Here is an 18,150-nt window from a genome sequence, read left to right on the forward strand (position 1 = left end):
TCGTAAGCCTAGATAGATGACACGCCGCCCGGCCTTGGGCATGCTCAGGGCCCGGCGGCGTTTTTCGTTCAGGAGATTGTTCAATGCAACCAGCTAACAACGTGATGGTGCTCTACACCGGCGGCACCATCGGCATGCAGGCCAGCGCCAACGGCCTGGCGCCTGCGTCGGGTTTTGAAGCGCGCATGCGCGAACAGCTTGCCAACCTGCCAGTGCCCACCTGGCGCTTTCGCGAAATGTCGCCACTGATCGACAGCGCCAACATGACCCCGGCCTATTGGCAGCGCCTGCGCGTCGCCGTGATCGAGGCCGTGGACGAGGGCTGCGACGCGGTGCTGATCCTGCACGGCACCGACACCCTGGCCTACAGCGCAGCGGCCATGAGTTTCCAATTGCTGGGCCTGCCGGCACCGGTGGTGTTCACCGGCTCCATGTTGCCCGCTGGCGTGCCCGACAGCGATGCCTGGGAAAACGTCAGCGGCGCCCTGCAAGCCTTGGGCGAAGGCCTGACACCGGGCGTGCACCTGTACTTCCACGGCGCGCTGATGGCGCCGACCCGCTGCGCAAAAATCCGCAGCTTCGGCCGCCATCCATTTGCCGCACTGCAACGCAACGGCGGCGCAGCCAAGGCCGATGCACTTCCAGCAGCTCTGGATTATCGCCAACCCAAGGCCCTGGCCAACGTCGGTGTATTGCCGCTGGTACCAGGCATCGCCGCCGGGCAACTGGATGCGTTGATCGACAGTGGCATCCAGGCGTTGGTCCTCGAATGTTTTGGCAGCGGCACAGGGCCCAGCGACAACCCGGCGTTTCTCGCCGGCCTGCAGCGCGCACGGGATAAAGGGATTGCAGTGGTGGCAATCACCCAATGCCATGAAGGCGGCGTGGAGCTGGATGTGTACGAAGCCGGCAGCCGTTTGCGCGGCGTTGGCGTACTGTCCGGCGGCGGCATGACCCGCGAAGCAGCCTTCGGCAAGCTCCATGCGTTGATCGGCGCAGGCCTTGCCACACACGAAATCCGCCGCTTGGTGGAGCTGGACCTGGGTACGGACTCGCACCCTAGATAAGTACCTCCCATCCCGTCTTGCCGCTTTCTAGCATGGAAACCCCGAGCGTAATTCCCGGGTTGTTCCCATCAATAGGCAAGACAGGGATGCACCATGACCACTCCAAGCACCACCACGCAGGATGCAGAGTCCGAAGACATCACACAGAAGCTGATCACCCAGCTGTGTGTCGGTCCCTCGATAACGGAGGCTGCTGGCGAACTGCTGCGCGAAGCGTTAGACAAACAGTATCCAGACCTGCATATCAACCCGGATACCACTGTACTGGGTACGCCGGCCTGGGAGCTCGTCGACGACAAGATCATCTCTGCCCCCGCGCATTATCAAACCCTCAGCGCTGTGCTGGCCAGGCAAGCCGTGCGGCAAGTGCCGACGCTGTGCATCGAAGGCGAACATTTTCTCACCCGGCTCCCGCTGACCGAACCTGCAGTTAACTTGCCGGTACGCATTGTTGAAGTCGCCAACACGATCAACAGGTTGGCACCCGTCCTGTTCCAGGCGCTCAAGGAACAGCTGGTGGTTTTCTGGAACACCAGCAACGGCAGTGGCCCTCGCTGGCGAGAACTTGCCAATACACTGCGCAAAGCCTGGAATGTGCAACACGTGGACGAGTGGACCGACGCAGACTGTCAATTGGCTCGCAGTTTGTACCTCTCTCCCACGCCGGCGAACCGAAAGCCCGACGACCCACTGCAGCTTCGCGCATGCATGATCGACGTTGACCTTATGAGCGGCACCAAAGTCACCCACACCCCACAGGTATTTATCGCCGTGCTGCTGGGGCAGTCCGCGGGGAAACCCGTCATCCTCTGCCACTCGCTCGATGGATACAAAAAATTCGCCACCTTGGATCAACTGGGCGAGTACCTGGCGACGCTGGTGTACCAGCCCGTACCCTATGAGCGCCTGCAGTGGCAACTGTACGAACCCACCGAGAATTTTTTCGAGCACTTGGCCTGCTCCCTGGTCGCATTGCAAATCGACGCTCTCACCACCACCTCCCCTGGCACGTCGGCCACGCCGAGCACACACCCACTGGGCGCACTGGCGGGGACGCCTGGACAGGTCACTCCCAAGGGGCCGGATCTTGCGTGGTATCAGCAATCACTGCCGGACTGGCTCGCCCAGGCCTCCACGTCGGACCAGGCGTTTTATTCACGGCATCTCAAGGACCTGGCCGCGCTGAACAGCCTGAATGCGGGAAAAACCTACCAGGACGACATCCCCTCTATCCAACGGTACGCTCAGGACAGGCTCAAGGCTCAGATCATCAAGGAACATCCCGACGCTGCGAACCTGCCCCTGGACACCCTGACCATCGAGATCAAAAGCCTGATTGTCTGGGGCTTGTTCACAGTCCCGGGGCAGTTCGAAACCACCACCTTCAGCCTGGCCGATCTGGCCCTGCAAAACCTGATCGCGTTGCCCGTCGGTAACCAAAGCCTGCGCATGCACACGCGCAAAGCCCTGCCTGTGTGGCTGACCGTCGACTACGTGAAAACGCTCATTGCCCAAGTCGATATCGGCACCGCCTACCCCGCACTGATACGCCGCAAATTGATAGACGACGCTGCCGAATCGGCGCGGCGTAAAATCTTGTACACCCAACACCTGCGCATCCAACTGCCGCTGCTGGCTTTGCAATACAAAATCCGCCAAGAAGCCGGGATCGACGAGCGTGGCTATCGCTATGTGGCCGCCGTCATGCGAGCTGACGCCAGCGACCGTTATGTCGACGGGCAAGCCATCGTCATCAGGTATCTGGCCTTTGTGCCCAAACGTCGGCAGCCCAGTGTCCAGGACGTGGTGAGCAACATGTACGTCATCGGCCCACAAAATGCCGAAGCCGGTCCCTGCCTGCTGTATCGCCCGCTGTTCGATCCGGTGCTGATTCAATATCCGTCACAGGCAAACCTGCTGTACGCCATCGCACAGTCTCGGGATCTACGAAACTCGGTGCTCGCCTGGCTGCCGGACTCGGTGCGCTCTGATTACACCAACTACGTATTTCCCGGCGACCTGCCGTCACCTTGGGCCGTGGCCGATCTTCTGGTAGAACCTGACAAGCTCTGGACCTTCACCGGCCCCATGAGCCTTGGCCAACAAGCCCTCAACGACGATCCGTTCACCACGTTGTTTGATGCCAACGCCAAGGCGCTGGTCGAGCTGGCGGACCGCCAATCGGTCTCCAATGCCGAAAACCGCTGGGCCACGCTCAAACAGGCCGGCTGGCTGATCTTCAATTCAGCCTTGCCGTTTTTGGGCCGTATCGCCGGCACCGGGGCCTGGATCTGGCAGATCGTCGATCAAGTGCAAACGCTGGTCGACGCACATGAACACGACGAACAGCAAGCGCAATGGTCGGCGCTTACCGATGTATTGCTCAACCTGGGCATGGCCATCACCTTACATGTCGCCACCCGCGCCCATCCTGGCGCGGCCTCTACTAAGGTTGAGCCACAAACACCTCATCTCCCCGCTGAAAAGCCGGTTACCGTAGAGCAATTACCTACGCGCACCACAGAACAGGCGCCTTCTGGTCACGAACTCGCACTGAACAACAGTGGCGCGCTCACTCGTACCGCCAGCAGCCTGGCGACCTTGCTGGACAGTTTCAACACTGACAGACCCACTGACCTGCCCGCAGTCATCACCGCAGAAGGCAGTGCATACCGACATCTTTATCTGCTGGAAAACCACTACTACGCCCCAGTGGGCACACGCTGGTTTGAAGTGACGCTGGACGGCGACGATACCGTCGTTATCGTCGACCCCAAGCAGCCCAATCGGACGGGACCACCGCTGATTAACAGTGCCAAGGGCGAGTGGTTCATCGACACCCGGTTACGCCTGCGCGGTGGCGGGCGTAAAAGCACACAGAAAAGCGCCTTGGAGGAGGCAAAGGCCAAGGCCATTGAGCTACGCACAAAATTGGCAGCATTCGAAACCACCAAAAAAGTTGCACAGCGCGACCTGCAACAGGCTTTCGATGCCATGACCGAAGGCCCCAGCACTTCGGCCCAGGCCCAGGCCAAACGCCAGGCCTACCTGGGTAAACTCGACAGTCAACGTTCGGACTACGAAGAGGCACGACAACAGCTGATGACCTTGCATGTCTTTACCCCGGTCGCTGACTTTCAGAAAACAGCGCTGGGTTATGTAAAGGCGCAAATGGAGCTCAACGAGGCGGGCCTCAGAGAGCTGCAAACCACGTTCACTCCGCAACTCAATACCGTCTTGGACCAGCTCGAAACCCCGTCAGCATCAAGCCAGGCAAGCCGCGTAGCGGACGCGCGATTAGTCACTGACATGAGTGACGACATCATCATGCGCCTGGATTACGCAAAATCGCGCTTCGCTGAGCTACGGCCCCTGGCACGCCAAGGCTTGCACATGATTCAGAGCAGCAAAAGCCGGCTGCCCACCTACACCAGCGACGACCTTCGAGCCTTGAAAGTGACGCTGGCGCGAAATTTATGCCTGCAACCGCACTCCATCACTACTGAACCTGCGGCCTGGACCCTGATCGGCGACATTGTCGATGGTGCAGACCTTGCCGTGCAGACCCTGCGTGACGCCCTGCAAGAACGTAGCGAAGTACGTTTGGACGAGCGTATTGAAACGTTGAGCAGCCTGGTCGAGCAATTCCAATTCATTGATGAGCGCCTGCAGGATTTTCCTGAGGACTATTCCGAACAAACCCTGACCGCGCCTGTTGGAAACCTGCGTGAAATGCTCCGCAGCTTCGCTGATAGGGCCACCGCCGAACTTGCGCCTCTGCACGTTCAGCAGGAGCACCGGCGCATCCGCCCCACACCGCCGCCTACACCGCCAAGAGCAGTCAAACAGTTCATTCACACACGCTTCAACGGTGTGTTGATAGGCGAGCCGCGCTTGACCGCAGTGGGTCTGGAGACCGAATTTGTCGATATCAAGTCTCCGCTGACCCATAAAACCCTGGCCACCTTTCATGAGAAAACCCCAGGAGTGTGGGTCGAGCACATTGAGGGCCACACCACGCCCGCACCCGCCGCACCTACCATTGAAACCAGTCTGGCCAACGGCCAAGCGTTATTGGACCAACTGCCTACGTTTCAGGCGCGTGCCGATGAGCAAATAAACAAACCCTCGCGCACACCCATCGGCATCGAACACATGTTTCATCAACATGCCCAAGTGCTTGAGAAGGCCGATCAGGCCATCGAAGATGCGCTGACCCAAGCCAATGTCACGGAAAGCCACCAGCCGTCGGCAGCCAGGCTGCGCAAACAACTCGACACCGCAGCTCAAGCGCTTTACGAGCAAGCCAAACAGCAGGTGCAGAAGATGATCATGCAACAGGCGCCCACCCTGTCAGGTGTTGAATGGCTCAAGAACAACAACGTCATCACTATCAAAAAAACCGTAAAGCGGCACCGTCTCAAAAGTGCCAAGAAAGATTATTTGGATGAGTACACCCTCACCGATGAGACCACCGGCACAACCCTCTGGTATGCGCATTTCCATTACTCAAGCACCGACGCACCGGCCGATAGATTTTTATCCGCCCGCTTGAAAACCCCACAAGAGCAAGCACAGGGCACGGCGGCTGATGATGTTCAAGGGCTCAACGCACAGCAACGAGTCGCGTTCTACCGCAGTACCATTAACCTGACACAAGCCAAGCGCTTGTTTTTCCGCCTTAAGCCCGAATAACAGGCGCCTGCGGTAACGGCATATAACTTGCTCCAGCCAGGTAAACCCGGGCTGGAGCCAGCATGCTGCATTCACACCTGACTACCCTCAATGCCGTCTCGCGGGTGTTGGACACCTTCAAGGCCGAAGGCGTGGCCTTCGAAGCGTTGCTGGCCGGCAGCGGCATCTGCAGCGCCGACCTGCAGCGCGCCGACACACGTATCACCACCCACCAAGAGATGCGCGTGTGTGCCAACGCAGTGGCCTTGCGCCGGGACGTTGGCCTGGAACTGGGGCGACGCATGCATGTGTCGTCCTATGGCATGCTCGGTTACGCCCTGCTCACCAGTGCCACCTTCGGTGACGCTTTGCGCCTCGCGCTGCGCTACCCGGCGCTACTGGGAACACTGTTTGAATTAAGCCTGGAGCAAGACGGCCAACGCATCTGGTTCACCGCCAGCGATTACCGCGAGGCCCCCGCGCTGGCTGCGTTCAATGTCGAGCTGTGCCTGGTCTCGCTGAAAGTCATTTGTGACGACCTGCTCGGTCAGCCTCTACCGCTGCTGCGCGCGCGTTTTGAACACTCAAGCCCCGACTATCAGGGGCGTTATGCAGAGTACTTCGACTGCCCGCTGGAATTTTCAGCCCACGCCAATGGGTTCGCTTTCGATCGGCGCTGGCTCGACCACCCGCTGCCGTTGGCGGATGCCATCACCCACCGGGCAATCGCCGAACGCTGCCGCAAACAGAACACCGAGTTCACCGGGCGCCAGGCGTGGCTGGAACGGGTTCGCCAATTGCTCAGCGCACAGCTGCACGCCGCGCCAGGTGTTGATGGGCTGGCCGAGCAGATGAACTGCTCACCGCGCACCTTGCGCCGACACCTGCATGATTTGGGTTGCAGCTATCAGGGGCTGCTGGACGACCTGCGCTTTGAACGCGCCAAACAGTTGCTGGGCGCCGATGAACTGCCGATCTATCGAATTTCCGAGCTGTTGGGCTTCAGTGAAACCGCCAGTTTCAGGCATGCCTTTGTGCGCTGGAGCGGCGTGGCGCCGAGCCAATTTCGACCATGATGCCCCATTGAGGGGCGAATTTCGGACAGACAATTTGGCCATATTCATCCCCTTTTGGCCGCTCCTGCCATTCTCATAAACCGCATCCGCCGCAAGACTGCATCCACTGATACAGCCTGCGGAGAACAACAAATGCTGACGATCTACTCGGACGATCACCACCTGCATCACGGCCGTTGCGAATTGATGGACGGGCAACTGATGCCCTGCTTCGAAATGCCCTCGCGCGCCGACCATGTGCTGCAACGGGTCAAGGACCGCGAACTGGGCCCGGTGCAGGCGCCGCAGGACTTTGGCCTGGCGCCGCTGCACCGCATTCATAGCCGCGACTACCTCGACTTCTTCAAAGGTGCCTGGCAGCGCTGGACCCAATTCGGTAAGGACGGCGACCTGTTGCCCTACACCTGGCCCGCCCGCACCTTGCGCCGGGTAATCCCCACCAGCCTGCATGGCCAGCTGGGTTATTACAGCTTTGATGGCGGTGCGCCGATTACCGCCGGCACCTGGCAAGCGGCGTATAGCGCGGCGCAAGTGGCGCTCACGGCACAACAGGCCATCGCGCAAGGTGCCAACGCCGCCTTTGCCCTGTGTCGCCCGCCGGGGCATCACGCCGCCAGCGATTTGATGGGCGGTTATTGCTACCTCAACAACGCGGCGATTGCCGCCCAGGCGTTTCTCGACCAAGGCTATAAAAAAGTCGCGATCATCGATGTGGATTACCACCACGGTAACGGCACCCAGTCGATTTTTTATGCCCGCAGCGACGTGCTCTTCACCTCGATCCACGGCCACCCGGAGGCGGAGTTCCCGTTCTTCCTGGGCTACGCCGATGAGCTGGGTGAAGGCGCAGGTGTTGGTTTCAACTTCAACTATCCGCTGGCCGCAGGTTCCGGTTGGGAGCGCTGGAGCGCAGCCCTAGAGCAAGCCTGCCGGGAGATCGAGCGCTACGACGCCGATGTCATCGTGGTGTCCTTGGGTGTGGACACGTTCAAGGACGACCCCATTTCACAGTTCAAACTCGACAGCCCCGACTACCTGGCGATGGGTGCGCGCATCGCCCAACTGGGCAAGCCGACGCTGTTTGTGATGGAAGGTGGCTACGCCGTGGAAGAAATCGGCATCAACGCCGTCAACGTGCTCGAAGGTTTTGAGGAGTCCGCCCAATGAACATGCTCAAGTCGCTCGTCCTCTGTGCTGCGGTTATCGGCGGCGCGGCCCACGCCGAAGAGAAACCCCTGAAGGTCTACAACTGGTTCGATTACATCACGCCCAAGGCGCTTGAAGACTTCAAGGCACAGAACCCCAAAATCAAGCTGGTGTACGACATCTTCGACACTAACGAAGCCCTGGAAGCCAAGCTGCTCACCGGCAACTCCGGCTATGACGTGGTGGTGCCCTCCAATGTGTTCCTGGCCAAACAGATCGAAGCCGGCGTGTTCCAGCCATTGGATCGCAGCCAGTTGCCGAACTGGAACCACCTCGACCCCAAGCTGATGAAGCTGATCGAGGCTAACGACCCTGGCAATAAATTTGCCGTGCCCTACATGTACGGCACCATCCTCATCGGCTTCAACCCGGCCAAAGTAAAAGCGGCGCTGGGCGATAACGCGCCGGTAAACAGTTGGGACCTGATCTTCAAGGAAGAGAACATCAGCAAGCTCAAGCAATGCGGTGTGGCGTTGCTGGATTCACCTTCGGAGATCCTGCCCCTGGCCTTGCAGCACCTGGGCCTGGACCCCAACAGCAGCAACCCCAAGGATTACGTCAAGGCCGAAGCGCTGCTGATGAAGATCCGCCCGTACATCACCTACTTCCACTCGTCCAAATACATGGCCGATATCGCCAACGGCGACATCTGCGTGGCTGTTGGTTATTCGGGCAGTTTTTCCCAGGCCGCCAACCGCGCCAAAGAGGCCAAAAATGGCGTGACCGTCGATATGCGCCTGCCCAAAGAAGGCGCGCCGATCTGGTTCGACATGCTCGCCATTCCCAAGGGCGCGCAAAACCCGCAGGACGCCTACACCTTTATCAACTACCTGCTGCAACCGCAGGTGATCGCACCGGTCAGCGACTTTGTCGGCTACCCCAACCCGAACAAGGACGCCACCGAACTGGTCGACCCGGCGATCCGCAATAACCCCAACCTGTACCCGACCGAAGCCGCCATGAACACGCTCTACACCCTCAAGCCACTGGGGCGTGACGCGGAACGAGCCCGGACGCGGGCCTGGACCAAGATCAAGTCAGGGACCTGAACCGATAGGCGAACGGCGGGTGCCCCATGCCTGCCGTAAGCGCGTCAGCGCCAGGGCGATGTCCGCCTCAGGCACCGCGGCGAAGCCCAGCACCAGCCCGGCACGCTGATCGGCGGGCGTGGTGGATTGGGGTAGCCAATAGCTGCTCAAACCGTTGACCTCGACGTCCGCCGCATGCGCCTGGGCCAGCAATTGCTGCTCGCGCGCCAAGCTGTCCACGCGCACCGTCAAGTGCAGCCCGGCGGCGACACTGGGCAGTTCGCCGACACCTGGCAAGCCACTGGGCCAACCGGCGAGCAAGGCGTTGCGTCGGCTCAATGCGGCACGCCGCATCCGGCGAATGTGCCGCTGGAAATGCCCGGCCGCCATGAACTCCGCCATCACCGCCTGAGTACTGACTTCCGAATGGCGCATGTCCACGGCGCGGCGCCGGGTGAAGGCGTCCACCAAACCCGGTGGTAACACCAGGTAACCCAGGCGCAAGGCCGGGAACGCCACCTTGCCGAAGGTGCCGACGTACAGCACTCGCCCACCGCGATCCAGCGCCGCCAAAGGTGAAAGAGGCGCGCCGCTGTAGCGGTATTCGCCGTCGTAGTCGTCCTCGATGATCCAGCCGCCTGCACGCTCGGCCCAGGCCAGCAACTCCAAACGCCGCGCCAGGCTCATTACCACGCCCAATGGGTATTGATGGGACGGCGTGACATACGCCACACGGCAATCCTTGAGCGTGTTGAGCACCTGGCAATCGATACCCTCGCCATCCACCGGCACACCCTGCAATCGCCCGCCGGCCAAAGCGAACGCATGGCCTGCCGCGCGATAGCCTGGATTCTCCACCGCCACCCCATCGCCGGGCTCTACCAGCAACTGTGCACAAAGGCTAATTGCCTGTTGCGCGCCGCAGGTGATCACAATTTGCTCAGCGGTGCACTGCATGCCTCGCGAGCTGCGCAGGTAAGCGGCGATCAAACCGCGCAGACGGCCGTCACCAGCCGGGTCACCGTAGCAGAGCTGTTGCAAGTCAGGCTTGCGCCAGAACGCCCCATTCAGCTTGGCCCATACCTCAAACGGAAACAGATCAAAGGCCGGCACACCCACACGAAACGCCCGAGGCGGTCCCGAGGGAGGCAGGGACAGGTGGTTATTTTTTACCCGCGTCAAACCCGCGCTGTGGATAACTTCACTGTCCAGATCTTCCGGCAAATCCGCCCACTTTGTGGATAAGGTTGGGGATAAGCCTGTTGAAAACCCTGTGGATAGTTTTGTGGATAGTTTTTTTGCCGTGGGCAGTTGGGCTACATAAGTACCATCGCCGACCCGGCTCTCAATAAACCCCTCCGCATACAGCTGATCGTAGGCACGCACCACGCTGTTACGCGAGATCGACAGCGCGGCCGCCAAGTCACGGGTGGCGGGCAAGCGTGTGCCGCTGACCAGCCGCCCATCCAGCACCCGCTGGCGCAAGGCGTCATACAGCTGGCGCGTCAGCCCCTGGCGGCGATCCAGCTCGATACCTGCGGGGTTGAATGACAGTGGCGGCGAGATCGACGGCATATTGGACCTATGAAATTGGCGCTAGATGGCTCTTACAACGAACCATTAGCCTGCCTAGGATGCAGGCATTCGCCAAGGAATATTTCCATGTACAGACCCCGCGCTTTTGCTCTCGACGATTTGCCCGAACTGCACCAGCTGATCCAGCACGCGCGCTTGGCGCAGTTGGTGACCTTTGGTGAGCAAGGCCTGCAAGCCAGCCACTTGCCGCTGCTGCTGAACCCTGATGAAGGCCCGAACGGCACGCTCTACGGGCACCTGGCCAAAGCCAACCCGCAGTGGCGTGACCTGCAAAACGGCAGCGAAGCCCTGGTCATTTTTGCCGGCGCCGATGCCTATATCAGCCCGGCGTTCTACCCGGCCAAGGCCGAGCACGGCAAAGTGGTGCCGACCTGGAATTACATCGCGGTGCATGCGTACGGCAAGGCAGAAGTATTTACCGACGCCGAGCGTTTACTCGCCTTGGTCACGGCACTCACCGATCGCCACGAAGGCGGCCGCGCCCAGCCGTGGAAAGTCAGCGACGCCCCGGCCGACTACATTGACGGCATGCTCAAGGCCATCGTCGGTTTCGCCCTGCCCATCGAGCGCCTGTCCGGCAAGCGCAAACTCAGCCAGAACCGCAGCCAAGCCGATATCAACGGCGTGCGCGAGGGCCTGGCTGCCAGCATCGATGTGCGCGACCAGACCCTCGCGCGCTTTATTCCTCAAGGAGTTTCAGAATGAGCCAGATCGACATCCGCCAGGTCACTGCCGCCGACCACGCCGCGTGGCTGCCGCTGTGGCAGGCGTACTTGACGTTCTACAACACCGAACTGCCCGACGCCGTTAGCCAAAGCACCTGGCAACGCTTGATCGATGCCAACGAGCCGACGCACTCGGCCCTGGCCTGGCAGGACGGCAAGGCGGTGGGCATGGTCAACTTCATCTACCACCGCTCCAACTGGAGCATCGAGAATTCCTGCTACCTGCAGGACCTGCTGGTGGACCCGGCCCAACGCGGCACCGGCGTGGGCCGCAAGCTGATCGAATTCGTCTACGCCACCGCCAAGGCCGATGGTTGCTGCAAGGTCCACTGGTTGACCCACGAGACCAATGCCACGGCGATCCAACTCTACGAACGCATTGCCGAACGTCCTGGCTTTATCCAATTTCGCAAAGGTCTTTAAGGAGCGCAGCATGCCTATCTCACCCGCCGACTGGAAAGGCGTCCCAGCGCCCACCGTTGAACTGCTCGAAGGGCGTTTTATCCGCCTGGAAAAACTCGACCCCGCGCGCCATGGCGACGGCCTGTGGCAAGCCCTCGAAGGCCCCGGCGCCGACCCGAAGCTCTGGGACTATTTGCCCTACGGCCCGTTTGCCGAACGCACCGCGTTCGATGCCTGGCTCAACAACCATGCCCAGCACAGCGAACCGTATTTCTTCAGCGTGATCGACCGCCAAAGCGGCGACGTGCAGGGCATCCTCAGCCTGATGTCCATCGTCCCGGCCCAGGGCCGCATCGAAATCGGCCACGTCACCTTCGGCGCACCGATGCAGCGCTCGCCGAAAAGCACCGAGGCGGTCTACCTGCTGGCCAAGTACGCGTTCGAGCAGGGCTACCGTCGCCTGGAATGGAAGTGCAACAACGGCAATGCCCGCTCCAAATACGCGGCGGAGCGCTTGGGCTTCAGTTTTGAAGGCGTGTTCCGCCAGCACATGGTGGTCAAGGGGCAGAACCGCGATACCGCATGGTATTCGATCCTGGATTCGGAATGGCCGACGGTTGGGGCAGGGTTTGAGGAGTGGTTGTCGCAGGCGAACCAGAGTGGTTCCGGCCAACTGAAAACACTGGCCGAGTGCCGAGCCTGACGTTGCAAAACACCCTAGATTAATGTGGGAGCCGGGCTTGCCCGCGATGGCGGCCGGTCAGCACTGCAGATGCTGGCTGACACACCGCCATCGCGGGCAAGCCCGACTCCCACATTAGATTTCAGCGATTCCAAGCTTTGGGCTCAGCCGCCTTTACCCACCTTCCAGCCCAACGCCTTCAAGGCATCACACCCATCCTGCAACAACAGATGCGCTGCCGAAGCGACATGTTGCAGGTCAGCGCCTTCGGCCAACTCGGTACTTAACAGGTGATGCTATTGAGCAGATCGCGGGCCGCCTGAATGCGCTGAGTGGCGGTTTCAAACAACTCACAGGCTTCGACGTCGTCATTGATGAAGAAAACGGGATTGCAGCTGATATTGCTGTCTAGCGGGGTGTAGGTAGGCATGGCTCTATCTCATTTATTTAAATGAAAACGACCACTCATTGCGGCTAAACAAATTAGGTGGCAGCTGTACGAGGGTTAGCCGACCGGGAAAAATGAAAAACCCGGCACACCCGAAGGTGTCCCGCGCACAGCCGCCATAGACAAAACTGCCAGGCAACAAAAAGCGCCACGTCTGAACGGGCGCTTGTGCATCATTTTTTCCCGACCGGCTAAAGTCGGTCACCGATAATTCGGCGACGACTGAACTATAGGTGAGCCATGAAGGGATACAAACGCCCAAGGAGACGATAAACGCAGATAACTCCTTTTCCTACAAACTTCTGCGAACCTTCATCACACCCATCTTCCATCCAAAGGGGCGGAACACGGCATTCAGCGACTTCAACGTCTGATTTCCCTCGCCCTGTTCGATATGCACCAAAGTACGCACCGAGATTTTGCACATTCGCGCAAACTTAATTTGATTCAATGTCGTCACCTCGACACGTAGACGGCGAACTGCTTCACCGATCTCTATAGTTCCTTCAGAAAGTCCCTCCAGAATGCTATCCATCAACAGCATTCGCTCATCAATACTCATCGTCATAAGGCAGCAACTTTCTCGTATCAATGGAGGCTGACGGAAAAACTGCAATGTAATGCAGTTGCGAGATCAAACAAGCACGGATATCTGCATTATATTGCAGATTACCCCCTGTCATCTCCCCGACACACTCCTGCAATCCCCCTCCGCTATACAGGTCGACTCGTTTCCATAACAAGGTCGTCTGCCATGCCACCGTCGCCCCACCGCCTCGCACTCGCCATCACTTTATTGGCCAGCGGTCTCGCTGAGGCGGCGCCCACGCCGACCAAAACCTTGCAGATCGACACACCGACCACCACGGCGCAAACCCTGACCGGCAGTGATTCGTTGACGACCTCGGGGCCGGGCAGCATTACCACGCCCGGCGTGGCCGTCACGCTCAAGGATGGCACCAGCGGCGCGGGCGTGGTGATCACCAACGCGGGCAAGCTGGTCTCCTCCGGCGGGCGTGGTATCGACAGTTCGGGGACGATCACCGGGGCGCGCAACTACAGCCTCTATAACCTCGCGGGTGGCGTGATTCAGGGTGCCAACGACGCGCTGCGCATCAACAGCAACTTTGCCAGCGGCAGCTTGTTGATCGACAACAGCGGCACCATTCGCTCGGCCACCGGCCAAGGGCTGGACCTGGATGCGATCCGCAGCGCCAACGTCACGACCACTATCATCAACCGCGCAGGCGGGTTGATTCGTGGCGATGCCAGTGACGGCATGAAGACCGGCGCCAACGCCAGCATCACCAACGATGGCGAGATTTCGACCGGCGATACGTTCTCGCGCGACGACAAATTCGACGGCGTCGATATCGACTCTGCCACCGGCGTGACGGTGACCAACTATGGCCTGATTTCCGGTAGCCGCCACGGCATCACCACCGACCTGGGCGCGACGCTGACCAACTACGGCACGGTGATCGGCCGCAACGGTTCGGGCTTTGGCTCTGATGGCGACGGCACGGTGATCAACCACGGCACCATCACCGGCGCCTACTCCGGGCTGCAACCGGACGGCGACGGCGATGGCGTGGACATCGACAAAATCGCGCATGTCGAAAACTACGGAATCATCCAAGGCATCGGCGCCGGTGGCGTCGACAAAAACGGCTTTGCCAACGGCAGTGAAGGCATCGCCCTGGGCGGCGGCTATGTGTACAACGCCGGCGGCGCGTTGGTCAGCGGCGCCAATAACGCGATTCTGGTGGACGACGGCAGCGACGGCCCGGGCCTTGCCACCACCACGCTGGAAAACCACGGCACCATCCAAGGCCTGAACGGCTTTGGCGTGAAGTTCGTCGGCAACTTCGCCGACACCGTGATCAACGGCGGCACCATCAGCGGCAGCAACGGCCTGGCCCTGGATCTGGGCGGCGGCGATGACACGTTGGTGTTGCTCGGCGGCAGCCGCTTTGTCGGGCTGGTGGACGGTGGCGCCGGCTATGACCGGCTGAGCATGGATGACGCCGCCGGCGGCAGTTTCGGTGACAGCCGCAACTTCGAATGGCTGGACGTGAAACAAGGCACTTGGACCCTCACCGGCAGCGGCGATTTCAGCGATGGCGGCGAGATTTTCAGTGGCGCCAAGCTGATCAACCAAGGCGGCATTGCCGGTCACGTGACGGTCGATGCCGGCGGTATTTATGCCGGTGGCGGCACGGTGGGCAGTCTTTTGGTCAATGGCACGCTGCAGACCAACACGGCGCTGGGCACCGCGACCATCACCCGCGACCTGACCCTGGGCAGCGGCGCCACCCTGGCCTATGGTGTGAACGCCGACGGCAGCAGCGCACCGATCAAGGTCGGCGGCACGGCCAACCTCAATGGCGCGACCTTGGCGGTCAACCCCGGTGAGGGCACATACCCCTGGCAAAGCCACTACACCGTGCTGCAAGCCGCCAGCATCAACGGCACCTTTGGCAAGGTCACCAGCGACTATGCATTCCTGACCCCGAGCCTGGATTACAGCCCCACCCAAGTCGGCCTGACATACGCCCGTAATGACATCGCTTTCAGCCAGTTCGCCAGCACCAGTAACGGTGCCAGCGCGGCCAACAGCCTGGCGGGGCTGGGCAAGAACAACCCGCTGTACAACGCCCTGCTCAATACCACCACGGCCACCGCAGGCTCAGCCATCGAGCAACTGGCCGGCAGCAGCACCGCCAACCTCACCAGCGCCACCCTCGGTGCCAGTGCCCAAGTGGGCAGCAGCATGCTGGCGGCGATGCACCAGCTAGGCGGCGGCGCAGGCTTGCTGGTCGGGCTTGAGCAAAAAGACACACCCGTGCTCGCCGCCACTGGTGTACCCGCGCAAGCACGCAACCTCAACAACCCGAACGCCCGTGGCCGTCTGTGGCTGCAAGGCATCGGCAGCTACGGCAAACTCGACGGCGACCACGGCAGCAATGGCCTGACCCAACGTACCAAAGGTACTGTGCTCGGCGCCGACTGGGCGCTCGACAGCGACTGGCGCGTGGGCGTGCTGGGTGGCTATTCGAAAACCGACCTGAACACCACCGGTGTCGATGGCAGTGTCGACAGCTGGCACGCCGGCGTCTACGCCCTGCGCCAAAACGGGCCGCTGGCCTTGCGCCTGGGCGCGGCCTACAGCGGGCACCAGGGCGACAGCAAGCGCACGGTGGCCTTCAACGGTTTCAGCGACCGCCCCACAGGCGACTATGACGCCAACAGCCAGCAAGCCTTCGCCGAACTGGGTTACGCCATGGGCAGTGGCCGCCTGAGTGCCGAGCCGTTTGCCAACCTCGGCTACCAGCGCTACCAGCGTGACAGCTACAACGAAAAAGGCGGCGCCGCCGCACTGCATGTCGACGGCCAGACCCAGGATAATTTCAGCAGCACGTTCGGTGTGCGCCTGGCGCACCTGAGCCAGCTGGACAACGGCATCAGCCTCACGCCACGCGTGAGCGCCGGCTGGAAGCACACCTACGGTGATGTCGACAGCAACACGCGCCAGGCTTTCCTGGCTGGCGGCACGGCGTTCAACGTCGAAGGCAGCGCCCTGGACCGCAACAGCCTGCTGCTCGAAGCCGGGCTGGACGTCGGCTTGTCGGCCCGCCACAGCCTGGGCCTTGGCTACACCGGCGAACTGGGCAGCAACAGCCGCAACCATGCGCTGACAGGCCAATGGCTGATGCGTTTTTAATCGCGCCGTACTAGAGACAGCTCCCGCAAAACAGGGGTCGATGACCTGACAGTTATCACCTCGCCATCTCGCTAAATTCCCGGCCTCACTCATCAGAGGTTGGGATTACATGCCCTTTACACATCACAGACTTGCCCTTGTCCTGGCCCTTGCGCTCAGCGCCACCAGCCTTCCCTACGCACAGGCGCGAGGCGATATCGAGTACGCGCCGTACACATCTCACCCCTACGACGCGATTGACGACAACTGGCTGCAAAAGCCCCCACAGCAAGCAGCACCGGTCAAAGGGGACCTTACCGGCCAGGCCACCTCGTACAATGGCCTGCAAATCGCGAAGGTTCTGGAACCTGCGTTGATGGGCTTGCTGGAGCCTGATGATTTGGACTCGCAAGACCTCAAGGACTTAGAGACACTCACGGACACGTTGAGCAAACACCCCGGTGGGATCGGCGCCATCCTCGAACAGTTAGCCGGCAGCCAGAATGCCAACTTGGCTGCCGCCACCCAAAACGCCACGCAGCAGCTCGGTACCCAACTGCTCTCAACCCTGCGCACCCTGCCCACTGACGACAACGGACATTTCTGGGCGCAAGGCCTTGGCAACGACGCCAGCCTCGACAAACAACGCGGCAGCGCCGGTCTGAAATATGGCACCCAAGGTTTGTTGCTGGGCGCCGACTGGGCGCTGGATCACGCCTGGCGCGTAGGTGTGATGGGCGCAAAATCCACCAGCCACTTTGACGCAAAACGCTTTTCCGCCGACCTAGACAGCTGGCACCTGGGTGGATACGCCGTGCGTCAGGATGGGCCGTTGGCCCTGCGCCTGGGTGCGGTCTACAGCGACCATACCGGGCAGAACAAGCGCAACGTCACCCTGTTTGAATACAAGGAGCAGCTCAAGGGCAACTACAACGCCCAAAGCCAAACCGTGTTCTCCGAGCTGGGCTATCTACTGGGCAGTGAAGACTTGTACATGGAGCCCTTCGCAGGCCTTGGGTTTCAGCGCTATCACCGCGACAGCTTCAAGGAAACAGGTGGCCTGGCCGCGCTGAACGTTGGCTCACAAACTCAGAAAAACCTGAGCAGCACCTTCGGCCTGCGCCTGGCCACGGTGTACCACTTCGACAACCGCATGAGCCTCACACCACACTTGAGTACGAGCTGGAAACACCTCTACGGCGAAGTCGAAAGCCAAGTACGCCAATCCTCTCGCGCTGCGCCGCTCATTGACGCGTTCACCATCACAGGTACGTCTCTGGACCGTAACAGCCTGGACCTGCAAACCGGCCTGGACCTTGCCTTGTCGACACAACATAGCGTCGGTCTAACCTACAGCGCCCAAGCCGGTACGAACAGCCGCAGCCAGGGCCTGATGGGGCAGTGGAAAATGAGTTTTTAAACCCGCCGGGCAGTCAAGGCAGACGTGCTTTGTTGTGGGAGCCGGCTTGCCTGCGATGCAGGCACCTCGCAGTGTCAGGCACTGCGTCGAGGCCATCGCAGGCAAGCCACACTTAACCGAGCA

General features: G+C 60.7%; 13 protein-coding genes. 10 read left to right on the top strand and 3 right to left on the bottom strand.

The features are described from left to right. Window positions 1–83 precede the first annotated feature (83 nt). The 5 genes from ACI77I_RS02395 to ACI77I_RS02415 all read left to right on the top strand — a co-directional run bounded on the left by ACI77I_RS02395 (window position 84) and on the right by ACI77I_RS02415 (window position 9,072). Window positions 84–1,067, top strand: a complete 984-nt coding sequence (locus tag ACI77I_RS02395; protein ID WP_094948998.1) for an asparaginase — start codon at window positions 84–86, stop codon at window positions 1,065–1,067. A gap of 93 nt (window positions 1,068–1,160) precedes the next feature. Continuing rightward, entirely contained in the window at window positions 1,161–5,762 is a 4,602-nt protein-coding gene (locus ACI77I_RS02400; RefSeq protein WP_406996886.1) for a hypothetical protein, read from the top strand. A 62-nt stretch (window positions 5,763–5,824) separates the two neighbouring features. After that, on the top strand, window positions 5,825–6,817 hold the full coding sequence (locus tag ACI77I_RS02405) for an AraC family transcriptional regulator (protein ID WP_406996887.1): 993 nt from the start codon (window positions 5,825–5,827) through the stop codon (window positions 6,815–6,817). A 132-nt stretch (window positions 6,818–6,949) separates the two neighbouring features. After that, window positions 6,950–7,984, top strand: a complete 1,035-nt coding sequence (locus ACI77I_RS02410; RefSeq protein ID WP_406996888.1) for a histone deacetylase family protein — start codon at window positions 6,950–6,952, stop codon at window positions 7,982–7,984. Continuing rightward, a complete protein-coding gene (locus ACI77I_RS02415) occupies window positions 7,981–9,072 on the top strand; it encodes a polyamine ABC transporter substrate-binding protein (protein ID WP_242153533.1) in 1,092 nt (363 codons plus the stop codon). The genes ACI77I_RS02410 and ACI77I_RS02415 overlap by 4 nt, the downstream gene beginning before the upstream one ends. On the opposite strand, the gene ACI77I_RS02420 is transcribed toward ACI77I_RS02415, so the two are convergent. Continuing rightward, on the bottom strand, window positions 9,061–10,626 hold the full coding sequence (locus ACI77I_RS02420) for a PLP-dependent aminotransferase family protein (RefSeq protein ID WP_406996889.1): 1,566 nt from the start codon (window positions 10,624–10,626) through the stop codon (window positions 9,061–9,063). The genes ACI77I_RS02415 and ACI77I_RS02420 overlap by 12 nt on opposite strands. An 87-nt stretch (window positions 10,627–10,713) precedes the next feature. On the opposite strand from ACI77I_RS02420, the gene ACI77I_RS02425 reads away from it, so the two are divergent. Genes ACI77I_RS02425 through ACI77I_RS02435 form a run of 3 tightly spaced genes read left to right on the top strand, consistent with a single transcriptional unit; the run spans window position 10,714 to window position 12,477 of the window. Continuing rightward, the gene (locus ACI77I_RS02425) at window positions 10,714–11,352 is read left to right on the top strand and encodes an FMN-binding negative transcriptional regulator (protein ID WP_406996890.1); all 639 of its coding nucleotides are present in this window, start codon (window positions 10,714–10,716) and stop codon (window positions 11,350–11,352) included. Continuing rightward, window positions 11,349–11,795, top strand: a complete 447-nt coding sequence (locus ACI77I_RS02430) for a GNAT family N-acetyltransferase (protein ID WP_094949005.1) — start codon at window positions 11,349–11,351, stop codon at window positions 11,793–11,795. The genes ACI77I_RS02425 and ACI77I_RS02430 overlap by 4 nt, the downstream gene beginning before the upstream one ends. Window positions 11,796–11,805: 10 nt before the next feature. Beyond that, window positions 11,806–12,477 carry a GNAT family N-acetyltransferase gene (locus ACI77I_RS02435; RefSeq protein ID WP_242153539.1) on the top strand — a complete coding sequence of 224 codons (672 nt, stop codon included), beginning with the start codon at window positions 11,806–11,808 and terminating at the stop codon, window positions 12,475–12,477. 262 nt (window positions 12,478–12,739) lie between these two features. On the opposite strand, the gene ACI77I_RS02440 is transcribed toward ACI77I_RS02435, so the two are convergent. Next, on the bottom strand, window positions 12,740–12,886 hold the full coding sequence (locus tag ACI77I_RS02440) for a hypothetical protein (RefSeq protein WP_406996891.1): 147 nt from the start codon (window positions 12,884–12,886) through the stop codon (window positions 12,740–12,742). Between the two features lie 310 nt (window positions 12,887–13,196). Continuing rightward, entirely contained in the window at window positions 13,197–13,472 is a 276-nt protein-coding gene (locus tag ACI77I_RS02445) for a helix-turn-helix domain-containing protein (protein ID WP_406996892.1), read from the bottom strand. A gap of 186 nt (window positions 13,473–13,658) precedes the next feature. Here ACI77I_RS02445 and ACI77I_RS02450 point away from each other — a divergent pair, with 186 nt between their 5' ends. Continuing rightward, window positions 13,659–16,628 (top strand): autotransporter domain-containing protein, encoded by a 2,970-nt coding sequence (locus ACI77I_RS02450; protein ID WP_406996893.1) that lies wholly within the window; start codon window positions 13,659–13,661, stop codon window positions 16,626–16,628. A gap of 109 nt (window positions 16,629–16,737) precedes the next feature. After that, window positions 16,738–18,027: an autotransporter domain-containing protein gene (locus tag ACI77I_RS02455; protein WP_242153546.1), complete on the top strand. Its 1,290-nt coding sequence runs from the start codon at window positions 16,738–16,740 to the stop codon at window positions 18,025–18,027. Window positions 18,028–18,150 lie beyond the last annotated feature (123 nt).

It is taken from the genome of Pseudomonas sp. D47 (assembly GCF_045447305.1).
GTDB lineage: Bacteria > Pseudomonadota > Gammaproteobacteria > Pseudomonadales > Pseudomonadaceae > Aquipseudomonas.

What these genes read in the sequence shown, in the direction of transcription:
- ACI77I_RS02395 (WP_094948998.1), top strand. Translation starts at nt 84, where the DNA reads ATGCAACCAGCTAACAACGTGATGGTGCTCTACACCGGCGGCACCATC.
- ACI77I_RS02400 (WP_406996886.1), top strand. Translation starts at nt 1,161, where the DNA reads ATGACCACTCCAAGCACCACCACGCAGGATGCAGAGTCCGAAGACATC.
- ACI77I_RS02405 (WP_406996887.1), top strand. Translation starts at nt 5,825, where the DNA reads ATGCTGCATTCACACCTGACTACCCTCAATGCCGTCTCGCGGGTGTTG.
- ACI77I_RS02410 (WP_406996888.1), top strand. Translation starts at nt 6,950, where the DNA reads ATGCTGACGATCTACTCGGACGATCACCACCTGCATCACGGCCGTTGC.
- ACI77I_RS02415 (WP_242153533.1), top strand. Translation starts at nt 7,981, where the DNA reads ATGAACATGCTCAAGTCGCTCGTCCTCTGTGCTGCGGTTATCGGCGGC.
- ACI77I_RS02420 (WP_406996889.1), bottom strand. Translation starts at nt 10,626, where the DNA reads ATGCCGTCGATCTCGCCGCCACTGTCATTCAACCCCGCAGGTATCGAG.
- ACI77I_RS02425 (WP_406996890.1), top strand. Translation starts at nt 10,714, where the DNA reads ATGTACAGACCCCGCGCTTTTGCTCTCGACGATTTGCCCGAACTGCAC.
- ACI77I_RS02430 (WP_094949005.1), top strand. Translation starts at nt 11,349, where the DNA reads ATGAGCCAGATCGACATCCGCCAGGTCACTGCCGCCGACCACGCCGCG.
- ACI77I_RS02435 (WP_242153539.1), top strand. Translation starts at nt 11,806, where the DNA reads ATGCCTATCTCACCCGCCGACTGGAAAGGCGTCCCAGCGCCCACCGTT.
- ACI77I_RS02440 (WP_406996891.1), bottom strand. Translation starts at nt 12,886, where the DNA reads ATGCCTACCTACACCCCGCTAGACAGCAATATCAGCTGCAATCCCGTT.
- ACI77I_RS02445 (WP_406996892.1), bottom strand. Translation starts at nt 13,472, where the DNA reads ATGACGATGAGTATTGATGAGCGAATGCTGTTGATGGATAGCATTCTG.
- ACI77I_RS02450 (WP_406996893.1), top strand. Translation starts at nt 13,659, where the DNA reads ATGCCACCGTCGCCCCACCGCCTCGCACTCGCCATCACTTTATTGGCC.
- ACI77I_RS02455 (WP_242153546.1), top strand. Translation starts at nt 16,738, where the DNA reads ATGCCCTTTACACATCACAGACTTGCCCTTGTCCTGGCCCTTGCGCTC.